General features: G+C 34.9%; 8 protein-coding genes. 7 read left to right on the plus strand and 1 reads right to left on the minus strand.

Annotated elements, in window-relative coordinates; translation table 11 throughout:
* Positions 1 to 70 precede the first annotated feature (70 nt).
* On the plus strand, positions 71 to 1,723 hold the full coding sequence (locus tag GKZ88_RS01835) for a mechanosensitive ion channel family protein (protein WP_155100698.1): 1,653 nt from the start codon (positions 71 to 73) through the stop codon (positions 1,721 to 1,723).
* 296 nt (positions 1,724 to 2,019) lie between these two features.
* Positions 2,020 to 2,268, plus strand: a complete 249-nt coding sequence (locus GKZ88_RS01840) for a hypothetical protein (RefSeq protein WP_230392448.1) — start codon at positions 2,020 to 2,022, stop codon at positions 2,266 to 2,268.
* Between the two features lie 155 nt (positions 2,269 to 2,423).
* Here GKZ88_RS01840 and uvrA read toward each other — a convergent pair whose 3' ends face one another.
* Positions 2,424 to 5,219 (minus strand): excinuclease ABC subunit UvrA, encoded by a 2,796-nt coding sequence (gene uvrA / locus GKZ88_RS01845; RefSeq protein WP_155100699.1) that lies wholly within the window; start codon positions 5,217 to 5,219, stop codon positions 2,424 to 2,426.
* Between the two features lie 325 nt (positions 5,220 to 5,544).
* Here uvrA and GKZ88_RS01850 point away from each other — a divergent pair, with 325 nt between their 5' ends.
* From GKZ88_RS01850 to GKZ88_RS01870, 5 genes are all read left to right on the plus strand, one after another.
* A complete protein-coding gene (locus GKZ88_RS01850; protein ID WP_305069191.1) occupies positions 5,545 to 8,346 on the plus strand; it encodes a triple tyrosine motif-containing protein in 2,802 nt (933 codons plus the stop codon).
* A gap of 241 nt (positions 8,347 to 8,587) precedes the next feature.
* Entirely contained in the window at positions 8,588 to 11,653 is a 3,066-nt protein-coding gene (locus GKZ88_RS01855) for a TonB-dependent receptor (protein WP_155100700.1), read from the plus strand.
* Between the two features lie 11 nt (positions 11,654 to 11,664).
* On the plus strand, positions 11,665 to 13,164 hold the full coding sequence (locus tag GKZ88_RS01860) for a RagB/SusD family nutrient uptake outer membrane protein (RefSeq protein ID WP_155100701.1): 1,500 nt from the start codon (positions 11,665 to 11,667) through the stop codon (positions 13,162 to 13,164).
* A gap of 11 nt (positions 13,165 to 13,175) precedes the next feature.
* Positions 13,176 to 14,783, plus strand: a complete 1,608-nt coding sequence (locus GKZ88_RS01865; RefSeq protein WP_155100702.1) for a PKD domain-containing protein — start codon at positions 13,176 to 13,178, stop codon at positions 14,781 to 14,783.
* 11 nt (positions 14,784 to 14,794) lie between these two features.
* A complete protein-coding gene (locus GKZ88_RS01870) occupies positions 14,795 to 16,465 on the plus strand; it encodes a glycoside hydrolase family 16 protein (RefSeq protein WP_155100703.1) in 1,671 nt (556 codons plus the stop codon).
* Positions 16,466 to 16,473 lie beyond the last annotated feature (8 nt).

Raw genomic sequence — 16,473 nt, forward strand, 5'->3', positions numbered from 1 at the left:
TAATTTAAATTAGAATCAATTTTGTTTTTATATTTGTTAGAAAGGATAACCAATTTATTTCTAATAGATTATGAAAAAGAAATTCAATTATTTGTTAGCGTTTTCTATTCTTTTATTCTCCTCATTTTTATTTGCTCAAAAAGAGAAGTCCCAAAACGCAAATATTGGGACTAATGTGTCAAAACCAAAAGGATATCCAGTCGTTCCTTTTAAAGACACACTTTTTTATGTTTATAATAAAGTGGGATCTTTTTCTGCAGAAAATAGAGCAAAAGCAATAACAGAGAAAATAAAATCTTTGTATGAAAATGATCTTTTTGAGGCCGATTCCTTAAAGACTATTACTTCTGATATTAGCGTTGATATTGTTTACAAAGGCGATTTAATACTAATGTCTGTTTTAAATGCCGATGCGGCTTCAGAAAATAAATCGGCTGAAGAAATTGCCATTCGTAATCTTAACGCGATAAAAAAGGCAGTTATTTATCAAAACGAAAATTATTCACAGCTCCCAAAAAGACTCGGATATACGGCATTGCTGATCTTTATAATTGGCTTGGTTTTATATCTTGTGTCGAAAGTTTTTAATTGGATAAAACTTTATATTCTAAAAAATAGCGACCGATATTTTAAAGGAATAAAATACAATACTATTAATTTAATCGCGGCGAATAAACAGCAGTTTCTGATTATGCGATTATTTGGTTTTATAAAAGTAATTGCATTAATTTTTATAGTTTACCTGTCGCTTCCGGTTTTGTTCAGTATTTTTCCTGCTACAGAGGTTTATACAACGACTTTGCTTCGCTGGATATTGACGCCTGCAAAATTGGCCGTTATGGGCTTTGTAGGGTTTCTGCCGAGTTTGGTTACTATCCTTGTCATTATTATTATCTTCAGATTTAGCGTTAAAGTAATTAAATTCTTTTTTGAAGAGATTAAGAAGGAAAATATTAAAATTGATGGTTTTTACAGCGATTGGGCAATGCCGACATTTAATATTATTCGGTTTTTGATGTTTGCCTTTATGCTTGTAATTATTTTTCCGTATTTGCCAGGATCTGATTCAGACATTTTTAAAGGAGTTTCAGTATTTGTCGGTATTTTATTTTCATTGGGTTCTTCAAATGCCATTGCCAATATGGTTGCCGGATTGGTTATAACGTATATGAGGCCTTTTAAGATTGGAGATTTTATAAAAATTGGAGATGTAAGCGGAGAAGTGATTGAAAAAACGGCTTTGGTAACAAGAATAAGAACGCCAAAGTTTGAAGATATTACAATCCCGAATGCGACAGTATTATCTAGTACATCTACAAATTATTCGGCGAATACAAAACAGTCGACAAATGGACTGCTTATTCATACCACAGTGACTATTGGTTACGATGTGCCTTGGAAAGACATTCATAAAGCTTTAATTGATGCAGCGCTAAAAACAGAATTAGCCGAGAAAACACCTCCGCCATTTGTTCTTCAGACTAGCTTGGACGATTTTTATGTGTCGTATCAAATTAATGTTTATACCAAAGAGCCAACAAAACAGCCTAGAATTTATTCATCACTGCATCAAAATATCCAAGATTCATTTAACGCTGCTGGAATCGAAATAATGTCGCCTCATTATAATTCGCTCCGTGACGGAAATGCCACAACTATTCCGGCAAATTACCTGAATCCAGATTACGAAGCACCTTCTTTTGAAGTAAAAAATAAGGGTTAAGGTATTGATATTAAGTTGTTAAGTTTGAAATTTTAACACTCTTTTTCTTTGCAGTTAATTTTATTAAAACTAACTTTAGCTGAGAATTCAGCAACGTTTTGCCGGCAATGATAAAAAATATCATTCATAAAGCAATAAAAGTTGACAGTGTTATGTTTTATTGAGATTGAAATGCTTTTCGAGAACTGAAAAGCATTAAGTAGTTGTAGTAGTATTTAGATTAATCTTTTAATTAATTAATGATTATGAAAGGCAATCCACTTAGTCAAGAACAAAGCTTACAAGTGTTTTCAAATATGATCTCAAACAAAGTTCATAATGGATTTACACTGGAAGAAAGAAATGATGAATTACTTTTTGCCGTACTTTCAAAAGGCGGAAAAGTGGTGAATCATGGTTTGAATTTTATTATTTTTTGCTTGACGTTAGGATTGTGGTCGTTCGCATGGCTTTATCTTACTTTAGAGGCCTCAAAGCAGAAAAAAATATTAGTTGCCATCGATGAAGATGGCGTTCCTTTTGAAGAAAAATGTTTAGTTGCTTAGCAACTTAAATTACAAAATTAAAAAATTCCAAATTCCAATATGATTAATCATGTCATTGGAATTTGGAATTTTTATTTGTTGTCAGGTTGAGCAGCAAAAAGTTTATGGTGAAAAAAAACTTAGAATCTCAGTAACTTAGAACCTCAGAACCTTTTTTATAATTTATCTTTCAAATAAATCCCAGTAACAGATTCTTTTACTTTTACAATATCTTCAGGTGTTCCAACAGCTAATAGATGCCCACCATTTTCACCTCCTTCAGGTCCGAGGTCAATGATCCAGTCGGCACATTTGATTAAATCAAGATTATGTTCAATGACAATTATAGAATGGCCTTTTTCGATTAAAGCATCAAATGAAGCTAATAACTTCTTGATATCGTGAAAATGCAGACCGGTTGTAGGTTCATCAAATACAAATAAAGCTTTGTCTTTTGTTGCGCCTTTTACTAAAAACGAAGCTAATTTAATACGCTGTGCTTCACCGCCAGAAAGAGTAGAAGACGATTGTCCTAATTGAACGTATCCTAAACCTACATCTTGCAGAGGCTGTAGTTTTTGAGTGATTTTTGACTGCTTGTTTTTTTCAAAAAAAGCAATTGCGTCATCAATAGTCATAGTCAGAATATCGTTGATGTTTTTATCGTCAAAATTGATCTCTAAAATCTCTTTCTTAAATCTTTTTCCGCCACAAGTTTCGCAAGGCAATGAAACATCGGCCATGAAAACCATTTCAATGTTTATTGAGCCTTCTCCTTTACAGGTTTCGCATCGGCCGCCATCAACGTTAAAAGAAAAATGTTTGGCCTGATAACCTCTTATTTTCGAAAGTTTTTCTTTAGCATATAAATCTCGAATATCATCATAAGCTTTAATGTAAGTCACTGGATTTGATCTCGAACTTCTTCCAATTGGATTTTGATCTACATATTCAATATGTTTGATTTGAGAAAAAGAACCTTTTATTTCACTGAACTGACCCGCTTTTTCGGCAGCGTTTTCCAGTTTTTTCTGCATGGCAGGAAACAAAATCTTCTTGATTAAAGTACTTTTTCCACTTCCAGAAACTCCAGTAACGACCGTTAAAACATCAAGCGGAAAAGTAACATCAATGTTTTTTAAGTTATTTTCTCTTGCTCCAACGATATCAATATGATTTTTGAATTTTCGTCTTTTCTTTGGGACAGAAATTTCTAAATCGCCATTTAAGTATTTTGCCGTAAGCGAATCTGATTTTAGGATTTCTTCATAAGTGCCTTGAGCGACTAAGTTTCCTCCAAAAGTTCCTGCTTCTGGACCAATATCAATAATCATATCGGCCGCTTTCATGATATCTTCGTCATGTTCAACCACAATTACAGTGTTTCCTAAATCACGAAGGGAAAGTAAAACCTTAATAAGACGTTCAGAATCTTTTGGATGCAGACCAATACTTGGTTCATCTAAAATGTACATCGAACCAACAAGACTGCTTCCTAATGAAGTCGCAAGATTAATACGCTGTGATTCTCCTCCAGAAAGCGTTGAAGAATTTCGATTAAGTGTTAAATAATCCAAACCAACTTCAGTCAAAAATGATAAACGATTGTTGATTTCAACCATCAAGCGCTTTGCAATTTGCGCTTCATAAACATTTAAATCGATGTTTTTGAAAAAAGTAACCAAATGTCTAATCGGCAAATCGACTAATTCTGAAACCGTTTTGCCATTGATTTTTACATATGAAGCTTCTTCACGCAAGCGTTTTCCGCGACAGGCGTGACATTTTGTTTTGCCTCGATAGCGCGATAACATGACACGGTTTTGTATTTTATAATTTTTCTCTTCTAATTCTTTGAAAAAATCATTTAATCCCTGAAAATACTGATTTCCTTTCCAAACCAAATCTTTTTGCTCTTCAGACAATTGAAAATAAGGTTTATGAATAGGAAAGTCAAATTTGTAAGCATGCTTTACTAGTTCATCTTTATACCAGCTCATGCTTTCGCCTCGCCACGGATAAATAGCACTTTCAAAAACAGATAAAGAAGTATTTGGAACTACTAAATCGGCATCAATACCGATAATATTTCCGTAGCCTTCACAAACCGGACAAGCACCGTAAGGATTGTTGAAACTGAATAAATGAACATTTGGTTCTAAAAACGTAATGCCATCCAATTCAAAATTATTAGAATAGGAAAAACGCTTTTCTGTCCCTAATTCCTGCAGGAAACAAATCCCTTTTCCTTCAAAAAAAGCAGTTTGTACCGCATCTGCCAGACGGTTATAGAATTCTTCTTCCTCTTTGACCACAATTCGGTCGATGATTAATAAAATATCTTTATTATCTAATGAATGCAAGTCTGAAGCTGTAAACTCATCCAAACGAACCATTTCATTATCGACTAAAATACGGGCAAAACCTTGCTGTAAAAGCACTTTTAGTTTGTCTTCGAGCTGTCTTCCTTCTTCTAAATGAATAGGAGACAAGAGAAGCCATTTGCTGTCAATTTCTAAAGTCTTTACATCAGAAATAACATCGGTTACGGTATTTTTTTTGACTTCCTGCCCTGAAATTGGAGAAAAAGTACGACCAATTCTAGCGTATAAGAGTTTGATGTAATCATAAATTTCCGTCGAAGTACCAACAGTCGAACGCGCATTTGTAGTATTCACTTTTTGCTCAATTGCAATTGCGGGTGCTATACCTTTTATATATTCTACTTTTGGTTTGTCCAAACGTCCCAAAAACTGACGTGCGTATGAAGATAAACTTTCTACATAACGGCGCTGTCCTTCGGCATATAAAGTATCAAATGCCAAACTGGATTTTCCTGATCCCGAAAGTCCTGTAATCACAACAAGTTTATTTCGCGGAATCGCAACACTTACATTTTTTAAATTATGTACCTGTGCTCCTTTAATGATGATATTTTGCTTTGGGTCGAGTGTAGAAAGGTCAATTTGCATAAAAAAAGTCAATTTTTACAAAAGTAATCAATTTTAAGCAGAGTTTTGTTAAGGATATTGTTCCAAATCTTAACAGAATTACCATGTTAGGTCTTGAAAATTAGATATCGAAACGACAATCTAAATTGATCACAATTCGTTTCCCGTGGTTGAGGCGATGGGTTATATTTGAATATATTTGAGAAATATTTTGAAAAACATAGCCTGAGGTTTTAACCGCAGGAGCGCAATGTATTCGCGTAATTTTGAAAAAAAATATTGTTTCAACTGCAAAATATCCTATTTTAGAACTGTTTTAGTATTATTTTAATATCCTGACCAAATTTTGAAAACTAAACTATCTATCTTCTTTTTTTTATTGAATTTCCTGCTGTTCGGCCAGGAATTCCCGCCAATTATTAAGTATTCATCTTCTGTCTATGGAGCTGGAAATCAGAGCTGGATGATTTCGCAGGACGATCAGAATTATTTGTATTTTGCTAATAATGACGGACTTTTAGAGTATAATGGAACAAATTGGCAATTGTATCGTGCTCCAAATGAAACAATTCTGCGCTCTGTAAAAGTAATCGGAAATAAAATCTACACAGGAACTTACATGAATTTTGGTTACTGGACGAGAAAACCAGATGGCAGACTGAAATATACTTCGCTTAGCAATACAATCAAAAGCAAAATATTAGATGATGAACAATTTTGGAACATATTAAAATACGATCAATGGGTTTTGTTTCAATCGCTTAACCGAATTTACATTTATGATACAAAGACGGGACAGTTTAAAATTATTGCCCCAAAAAATGGTGTTATAAAATCATTCGCGCCAAAAAATGCGATCTATTTTCAAACGATGAAAGAAGGTCTGTTTGAAATCGAAAGCGGAAAAGCAAAGTTAGTTTCCGATAATCCGATTTTGAAAAAATTTACGATTGCCAATATTTTCACTACCGATGAAGGTTTATTAATTCAGACACAGCTCGATGGAATGTATAAATTGGTCAAAAATACACTGACTCGTTTTGTTACCGATGTTGATTCAGAATTAAAATCGAGTTTTGTTTACAGCAGTCAGCGTCTTCAAAATGGAAATTTTGCTTTAGGAACGGTTTCAAACGGAATTTTTGTTTTATCGGATAAAGGAAAATTAAAATATCATTTATCACAAAGTAAAGGATTGAGCAATAATACCGCTTTGTCGCTTTTTGAAGATAAAGATCAGAATTTATGGGCTGGTCTTGATAACGGGATTAACTGTATCAATATGCAGTCACCAGTCCACAGTTTTACTGATGACTCGGGAGTTTTGGGAACGGTTTATGCTTCGGCAGTTTACAAAGGACTTTTATACATTGGAACAAATCAAGGACTTTTTTGCAGACCGCTTGAAAGCAACATCGATTTTAAGTTTATAAACGGAACAAAAGGTCAGGTTTGGTCACTTTTTGTTTATGATGATACGCTCTTTTGCGGACATGATTCGGGAACATTTGTAGTTGCAAATGACACGGCTAGAAGTATTTTTTCAGCATCTGGAAGCTGGAAATTTGAACCAGTTCCTCATAATAAAAATCTTTTGCTTCAAGGAAATTACTACGGAATTTCGGTTTTAGAAAAGGTGAATAATCAATGGGTATTTCGAAATAAAATTAAAGGATTTGATTATTCATCCCGTTATTTTGAAATTTCAAATCATTTAGATGTTTATGTGAGCCATGAATATAAGGGGATTTTTAGATTGAAATTGTATAATTCATTACTAAAAACAGATAATTTCTATACTTATAAATCGCCTCAAAAAGGAATCCGTGCAAGTTTGACTAAGTTTAATAATTCGATTTATTATGCCTATAAAGCGGGTATTTTTAAATTAAATGCGGCAACAAAGCAATTTGAAAAAGACACTGTTTTAAGTTCGATTTTTGAAAATGATGAATATAATTCAGGTAAATTAATTGTTGACAATTCGAATAAAATCTGGCTGTTTTCTAAAAACTATATTCATTATTTCTCGGCCAGTAAATTAAGCAGTCAGCTTAAGGAAAATGTAATTCCGATTCCGGCATCTTTGACAAATTCGATGCTCGGATATGAAAATATCACCCAAATTTCTAAATCAAATTATCTAATTGGCACAACAGATGGTTATTATACTTTAAATATTGATGATTTAAGTTTTAAAAATTACACCGTTTTTATAACTGATATCGCCATGAATAAGCAAAACGAAGCACTGAAAGATGTTGCTATTCAAGAAGAAGGAAGTTTTGCATCAAACGAAAATAATATAACATTAAATTATACCGTTCCGGAATACAACAAATATATTAATACAGAATATCAATACTCGCTGGAAGGTTTTCAAAATGAATGGAGCGAATGGAGTACAAAAGCAACTGTGAATTTCAAAAATCTTTCTCCGGGAAAATACACCTTTAAGGTTCGGGCAAAATACGCTAATACAATTCTTGAAAATACCGCCGTTTATACATTCACAATTTCAAAACCTTGGTATTTGACTAATCTTGCCGTTTTTATTTATTTTCTATTGATGCTGGCAATGGCTTATTTCATTAACAAAGCGTACCGAAATTATTATCATAAACAAAAAGAAAAATTAATTGAAGAGAATAATCTTTTGCTCGAAATCAAAGAATTAGAAAACGAACAGCAATTAATGAAACTGAGAAACGAACAGCTTTCTCAGGATGTAGATACAAAAAGCAGGGAATTAGCTGTTTCGACCATGAGTTTAAACAGTAAGAATGAATTGTTGGCTTTTATTAGAGAAGATTTGCAGAAAACGGTTCCAGGTGAAAGCAAAAATATAAAATCAGTTATCAGTACGATTAATAAAAATATTACCGAAGAGGATTCCTGGAATGTTTTTAAAGAAGCTTTTGATAATGCCGATAAAGATTTCTTAAAAAGAATCAAACAGCTTCATCCTTTATTGACTCCAAATGATTTGCGTTTGTGTGCCTATCTTCGTTTGAATCTTTCATCCAAAGAAATCGCACCGCTTTTCAATATTTCTGTCCGAAGTGTTGAGATTAAAAGATACCGTTTGCGCAAAAAAATGGATTTGCAGCACGAAATCGGTTTAGTTGAATATATTCTGGCTGTATAGTAGCACGAAAAAACAGCCAAAATAACTATACATTACCACAACATTATGACTTTGTTAGGGTTTTATAACGCAAATGTTAAAGAAATTAACATTCGTAAATATTAGTCGTTTCAGGATTTTTTTTGCGAAATCTTGAAATTAGTAACATTTTTTTTGAGATGTATGTTTTTTGTTGAGGTTAAATTTAGCGGATTCCTAATTGGAACGAATAAATTTATCTTTCAATAAAAACTAACTAATTATGAAATCGAAATTGTTACTAATTGTACTATCGTTGTGTACATCATTTGCCTTTGCGCAATCTTATGATGTAAGCGGAACGGTAGTAGATGGGTCAGGATTATCACTGCCTGGCGTAAATGTAAAAGTTAAAAGTTCGTCTCAAAGTACAACCACAGACTTTGATGGATCTTTTAAGTTAACCGGAGTTCCAAAAGGAGCTTCAATTGTCTTTAGTTATATTGGTTACAGAACGCAGGAAATTGCAGTTTCTGGAACTATAATGAATGTAAAGATGGCCGACGACGCAAAATCCCTTGAAGAAGTCGTTGTTATTGGTTACGGTACTCAAAAGAAAAGAGAAATTACCGGAGCCGTTTCTGTTGTAGACAGCAAAACGCTGGATATTTTAAAACCAACAAGAATTGAGCAAGCGCTTCAAGGTACCGTTTCGGGTGTGAATGTGACTACACAGTCTGGTGCGCCGGGAGCTGGTTTGGATATTCGTATTCGAGGTATTGCTACCAACGGACAAAATTCGCCAACAGCTATTATAGACGGTTATGTGGGTGATTTTAGTTTGTTGAATCCAAATGATATTGAAAGCATTACAGTTTTAAAAGATGCTCAGGCGGCAATCTATGGAACAATTGGTGCAAATGGAATTATTTTGGTGACAACCAAAATGGGTAAAAAGAACTCTAAAACTAAAGTTTCGTTTAACAGCTATGCAGGATTTCAGGAAACATCTAGGAAACTTCCAACTTTAAATGCTACCGAATATGCACTTTTATTAAATGAAAGTTATGCAAATGGAGGAAAAACAATTCCTTATCCAAATGTAAGTGGACTAGGAAAAGGCACAAACTGGCAAGATGAAGTTTTCCAGAAAGGTGCACCTCTTATTAATAACGACTTGACTATTTCTGGAGGTTCAGAAAATATTACCTACTCTATCAGTGGATCGCATTTAGATCAAGAAGGTATTGTTGGAGGTGATAAATCGGGTTATTTAAGAAATACGGCAAGAATTGGTTTAGGCGCTGATTTAAGCAGTAAAATTAAATTGAGAACAAATGTTATCTATACTTATTTCACTAGAAAAACATTAAATGAAAATGGCCTTGGATCTGTATTGTTTAATGCTTTAAACGTTCCTGCAACGTTAAATCCATATAATGCTGACGGCAGTTTTACTCTTGTGCCAAATACTACAGGATTAGGAAATGAAATCATTAATCCGCTGGCGCAAATTGCAAATACTTATAACAGTTATAATTATAAAAAAATAAACGGAAACTTTGGACTGGATTATAAAATCTTCAAAGGATTTACCTTAGCAAGTGCTATCGGTTTTAATACTTCAAACAGTGAAGGAAAAGACTTTGCACAACAGATTAGTTATGGTGGAAAAGTTTTTGATGTTCAAAGAAGTTCAGTAACGCAAAGAGCAGTAAATGATAATAATTATTCATTTGACCTTTATGGAACTTATGAAACAAAAATTGCAGAAAATCATAATGTAAAGGCAACTGTTGGTACAACAATCTTTAAAGAATGGGGTAACGGACTTTCAGCAACGGGTTTTGATGTTCCAAATAATTCTTGGGATTTTGCCGATATTTCTTTAACAAAAGGAATTTCGGAAACGCTTACAAACAGTTCGTATAATTATGACCAGAGAAGATTATCCTATTATGCAAGACTTCAGTACGATTATAAAGAGAAGTATTTACTGTCTGGAATGACCAGACGTGATGCTTCGACTAAATTCGGACCAGGAAATAAAATTGGATATTTTTCATCCGTTACGGGTGGATGGATTGTTTCGAAAGAAGATTTCTTCGGAGAGCCTAAGTTTATAAATTTCTTAAAGCTAAGAGCTAGTTATGGAACGTTAGGAAATGACCAAATTCCGAATTATGGTTATTTAGGACTTTTGAACGGTGAAGCAACTTATGTTTTTGACGGTGCAATTGTAAACGGAAGTGCTACAGGTCAGGTTCCAAACCCAGATTTAAAATGGGAAGAAGCTGAGAAATTTGATGTTGGTTTGGATATGAAAATCTTAAACGACAAAGTTTACATCGTTGCCGATTATTTCAGTGATATCAGAAAAGATTTATTAGTGCCAAATATTCCAGTTTCTGGAATCAACGGAACAGGAGCTCCGGGTGCAAGTGCTCCAACTTTAAACGCGGGATCGGTTAAAAATTCAGGTTTTGAATTCGCAATTGATTATAAAGATAAATTCTCAGATAATTTTAATTTCAGCGTAGGCTACAATGTTACTTTTCTTAAAAATGTTGTGCAACAAGTAAATAATGGCACAGGGTTTATTGAAGGAGGCGCTTTTGGCGTTGGACAGCCTGCACCTTCACGTATGGAAGTAGGTCAGCCAATGGGTTATTTCTATGGATATAAAACCGATGGAGTTTTCCAAAATCAAGCAGAAATCGATGCGCATCCCTCTCAAATTGCTTTAGGCGCAAATGCTGCTCCTGGTGATCTTCGTTACGTTGATGTTAATGGAGATGGAAAAATCGATACAAATGATAAAACCAATATTGGCGATCCAATTGCCGATGCAACAATGGGTTTCAATATACAGATGAATTATAAAAATGTGGATTTTGCGATGTTCACCTTTGCTTCAGTAGGAAATGATATGGTTCGTAATTATGAAAGAACACTTTCAGATGCTAATCGTTTAAATTATGTTTTAGACAGATGGACAGGCGAAGGATCAACAAATTCAACTCCAAGAGTTACAACGGGGGCAACAGCAAACAATGTTTTTTCTGATTATTTTGTAGAAGATGCTTCTTATTTCAGAATCCAAAATATTCAATTAGGATATTCTCTTAGTCCAAATGTGGCTCAAAAAGCAGGCCTTACAAAATTAAGACTTTACGTTGGGGTAAATAATTTATACACATTTACAAAATATAAAGGTTTTGATCCAGGCGCTTCATTTGGTCCGCAAAATCGTGATAATGTTTCTCAGTCGCCAATTGGTGCGGGAATCGATTATGGTTTTTATCCAATTCCGAGAACCTACTTGATGGGGCTTAATCTTAATTTTTAATTTCAATTAAAATGAAAAAATATTTATATACAACCGTTATAACGCTTACTCTATTTTCGACTTTATGTATTTCTTGTTCGGATGAGTATGTAGATCCTACACCAGAATATTCTATCGATTCTGAAAACTATTTTAATTCAAAAGCAGATTATGATCAGGCATTAATTGCCGCTTACGATTTGCTTCAGGCTTCTTATGTAAATGTTTTATTAGGTGAAATTGCCTCAGATAATACATTATGCGGAGGAGAAAGCCCAACAGATGTTATTGGTTTTCAACAGATAGATGATATGATTCATACTCCGGTAAACAGTAATTTAAGAGATGTTTGGAACTGGATGTTTGCAGGTGTTCAAAGAGCAAATTATATTCTTGAATTTCAAAATAAAACCGATTTTCAAGGAAAAAACCAAATTATAGCCGAAGCACGTTTTCTTAGAGCATATTATCAGTTTGAGTTAGTAAAATGGTTTGGTGGTATACCAATGAAAGGCGATGCTAGGTTTAAAATTGGAGATGAAAAAACAGTACCGCGTTCTAGTAAAGAAGAAGTCTACGCTTCTATTGAAGCCGATTTGACTTTTGCGGCTGCTAATTTATCTCCAATTGCTTCTCAAAAAGGACGCGCTACAAAGGGTGCAGCTTTGGCACTTTTAGGAAAAGCGTATTTATATGAAGGTAAATTTGCACAAGCAGCAAGTGCCCTTGACGGTGTAATAACTTCGGCAAAATATTCTTTGGTAACTGATTATAATTCCATTTTTGAAATGGATGGAGAAAATAATGCAGAATCTGTTTTTGAAGTGCAATATACAGATGTTGAAGGCGCTGGTTTTGGATGTCTTCAGTGCAGTGAAGGTAACGTAGCAGTTGGATTTAGCGGTGTCAGAAATTTTTCAGGACCTCTTTTCTCTTCTGGATTTAGTTTTAATGTTCCAACGAAAGAAGGTGCCGATGCTTTTGAAGCTGGAGATAAACGTAAAGATGTTGCCATTTTAGATATTGCCGCTTTTGCTGCTGCAAATGCTAATTATGACGGCGGAAAAGGTGTGAGCTACGGAAAAGGAAATGAGGATACAGGATATTTCAACAGAAAATATCTTCCAAGAAAAAGAAGTTCAGCTGCAGCTGGAGATTTGAACTTGACAAACCCAAATAACTACAGAGCCATTCGTTATGCTGATGTTTTATTGATGGCTGCCGAAGCATATAGTCGAGCAGGAAACAATGATGCGAAAGCAAGAGAGTATTTAAATCAGGTAAGAAGACGCGCTTTTGGCGATAATAATCACGATATCACAGCTTCTGGACAAGCTTTAACTGACTTTATTTATGCGGAAAGAAGAGTGGAGCTTTTTGGAGAAGGACACCGTTTCTTTGATTTGGTAAGAACTGGAAAAGCTGTTGGAAAAATCCCTGGATTTACAGCTAATAAGAACGAATTATTTCCGCTTCCAATTGAAGAAATTCAATTCGCAAACGGAAACTGGCAACAAAATCCTGGATACTAAAAAATACAATTATGAAAAAAATATATCTAATACTAAATCTATTCGTTTTAGCAACGCTGATTGCTTGCACAAACGATGATGCTCTTGATGTTGATTTAGACAGTGCAGCAGCGCCGACAAACATTTCGGCACTGACAACAGTTACACAGGATAACACCGGAAAAGTAACTTTTATCCCTACAGGAGAAGGTGCAACGCAGTACAAAATTAATTTTGGAGACGGAACTCCCGAATCGGCTTATATTTCTTCTGGCGGTACTTTATCGCATACTTATAAAGAAGGAACTTATAAATCGAAAATTACGGCAATGAATGTTAATGGAAAAACGACTGAAGTGACGAAAGATGTTGTCGTTTCATTCAGAGCGCCAGAAAAGTTGGTTGTTGAAATCACAAATGATTTAACAGTATCTAAAAAAGTAACCGTAAAAGCAACGGCAGATTTTGCTTTGTTTTATGATGTTTATTTTGGAGAAGCTGGAAAACCAGATCCAATTTCGGCAAACAATGGCGAATCGGTTTCTTATACATATAAAGAGGCAGGCGTTTATACTGTTCGTGTAGTTTCTAAAAGTGCTGCTATTAAAACAACAGAGTATACAGCACAAGTGACTGCGAAACTAGTTGTAGCGCCTTCAGCATCTGCGCCAACACCACCAAATAGACAGCCAGCTGATGTTATATCGATTTTTAGTGCGAAATACACTGATGTTGCAGGAACTAACTTTAACCCGAATTGGGGACAAGCAGGAACTTTCTCTGAATTTGACCTAAATGGTGATAAAATACTTAATTATATCAAACTAAATTATCAGGGAATTGCATTGGCAGACGGTGTAACAATTGATGTTTCTAAAATGGAATATTTGCACATGGATGTATGGACAGCAGATTTAGAGAAACTGGCTATATTCCCTATTAGTAAATCTAATGGAGAAAGAAAGGTGGAAAAAGACCTTACTTTAAATCAATGGACAAGTATTGATATTCCAATTTCAGCATTTACTAGTCAGGGCGGTTTTACAGTAGCTGATATTTTTCAGTTAAAATTAGACACAGCTCCTGTACCAGGTAAGAGTGTTTATATCGATAATATCTATTTCTACAAAGCACCTTCGGAATCAATTGCATTACCTATCGATTTTGAATCGGCAAACTTGACTTATGCTTGGGGTGGTTTTGGAAATGTTATTGCTTCAATGACAACAAATCCTGATAAAACTGGATCGAATGTTTCTGACAAAGTAGTGAAATTAGAGAAAAAATCAGGAGCAGAAACCTGGGCAGGAGCGAGTTTAAATCTTGACGCTTCGCCAGATTTTTCTAAAGGAACTAAAGTAAAAGTAGCCGTTTGGTCGCCAAAAGTGGGCGCTGATATTTTATACAAAATGGAACTTTCAACATCTCCTAAAGATGGAAACGGAAATCCAAGCGTTAATTTTGAAGTACATGTCTCAACTACGGTTGCGAATGCCTGGCAAATTTTAACTTTTGATTTGACAAGTGCAGCGAGTTTTGATGCCAGCGTCAAATACGACAGAGTAATTTTATTCCCAGACTTTGGACAATCAGGAACTGGAGCGAGTTATTATTTTGACGACATAAAACAATCCAATTAAAACCAGAAATCATGAGCAAAAATATAATTATAAAAATAGTATCCATATTTACGATTCTCTTGATGACGGGTTGTCAAAAAGACGATTTTACTTTTGGATCAATAGATTCGCCAACAAATCTTAAGGTTACTGCCGAGATTATTGGTAAAACTGCCACAGCTCCAACGGGAGATGGTTCGGGAACTGTAAAGTTTACCGCTAAAGCAGATGGTGCAATATCATACAAATACGTGTATAGTGACGGAACATCAGACAATGCGCCAAACGGAGTAGTAACAAAGCGTTTTACAAAAACGGGCGTTAATACGTATACCGTAACGATAATTGCTTCTGGAAAAGGAGGAGTAAGCAGTACAACTACAACTGATGTTACAGTTAAAAGTGATTTTAGCGATGCTGAGGCTGTTCAGTTTTTAACGGGCGGTACTTCTAAAAAATGGTATTGGTCGGCTTCAGAAGCGGGACATTTAGGTGTTGGTCAAAATGATGGCGACGCTACTAAAAACTATTATGGAAACTATTATCAGGCTGGAGCTTGGGAAAAAGCAGGTTCGCCAACGAGCAGCTGTTTATACGAAAACGAACTGACATTCTCTCTTGAAGGTGGTCTGCTTAAATTTCAGTTAAATAATGGTGGAGCAACATTCTTCAACGCCGCTTTTGAAAGCGTAGGAGGAGGAAGTTCAGGATCTGACGCTTGTTTGGCTTATGACACTTCAGGAAAGAAAACAGTTTCGTTGAGTCCATCAGAATCTGTTGTAATGCAAAATCCAAATCATGCAACGCAAACCAGAGGTACAATGATGAACTTCTCTGATAACGGATTTATGGGTTATTATATTGGTCAGAGTTCATATGAGATCTTATCGATTACAGCAAATAGAATGGTGGTAAGAGCCGTTATGGGCGGAAACGCATCATTGGCTTGGTATCATATTTTCACGACTACAAAACCAACGCAAAACCCAACAACGCCAGATAAAGATTATACCAATTTAGTTTGGTCAGATGAGTTTAATACAGATGGAGCGCCAGATGCTTCAAAATGGGTTTATGATTTAGGACGCGGCGATAATGGATGGGGAAATAATGAAAAACAGAATTATACTAATTCGTCAACAAACGTAATTGTTCAGGGAGGTAATTTAAAAATTACGGCTAAAAAAGAAGCTTCTGGTGGAGCTGATTATTCTTCAGCCAGATTGAAATCTGAAGGAAAATATAAATTTACGTATGGAAAAGTTGAGGTACGTGCAAAACTGCCAATAGGCGGAGGAACTTGGCCTGCAATCTGGATGTTGGGTGCAAACTACGCAACAAATGCGTGGCCGGCGTGCGGAGAAATTGATATAATGGAGCATGTAGGAAACAGCCAGAACTTGATTCATGGAACACTTCATTATCCTGGACATTCAGGCGGAACTGCCAATACAGGTTCTAAAACAATCGCAAATGTTTCAACAGAATTTCATATTTATAAAACAATCTGGAGTCCTGAAGCAGTAAAAATATATGTAGATGATGAGTTAATTCATTCGGTTCCTAATGATGCGAGTTTGCCTTTCAACAAAGACTTTTTCTTAATTTTGAATGTAGCTATGGGAGGTAATTTTGGCGGTAATATTGATGCAGCTTTCACGCAGTCTTCGATGGAGATTGATTACGTTAGAGTATATCAATAGATTAAATT

The organism is Flavobacterium sp. LC2016-01, from assembly GCF_009711135.1.
Taxonomy (GTDB): domain Bacteria; phylum Bacteroidota; class Bacteroidia; order Flavobacteriales; family Flavobacteriaceae; genus Flavobacterium.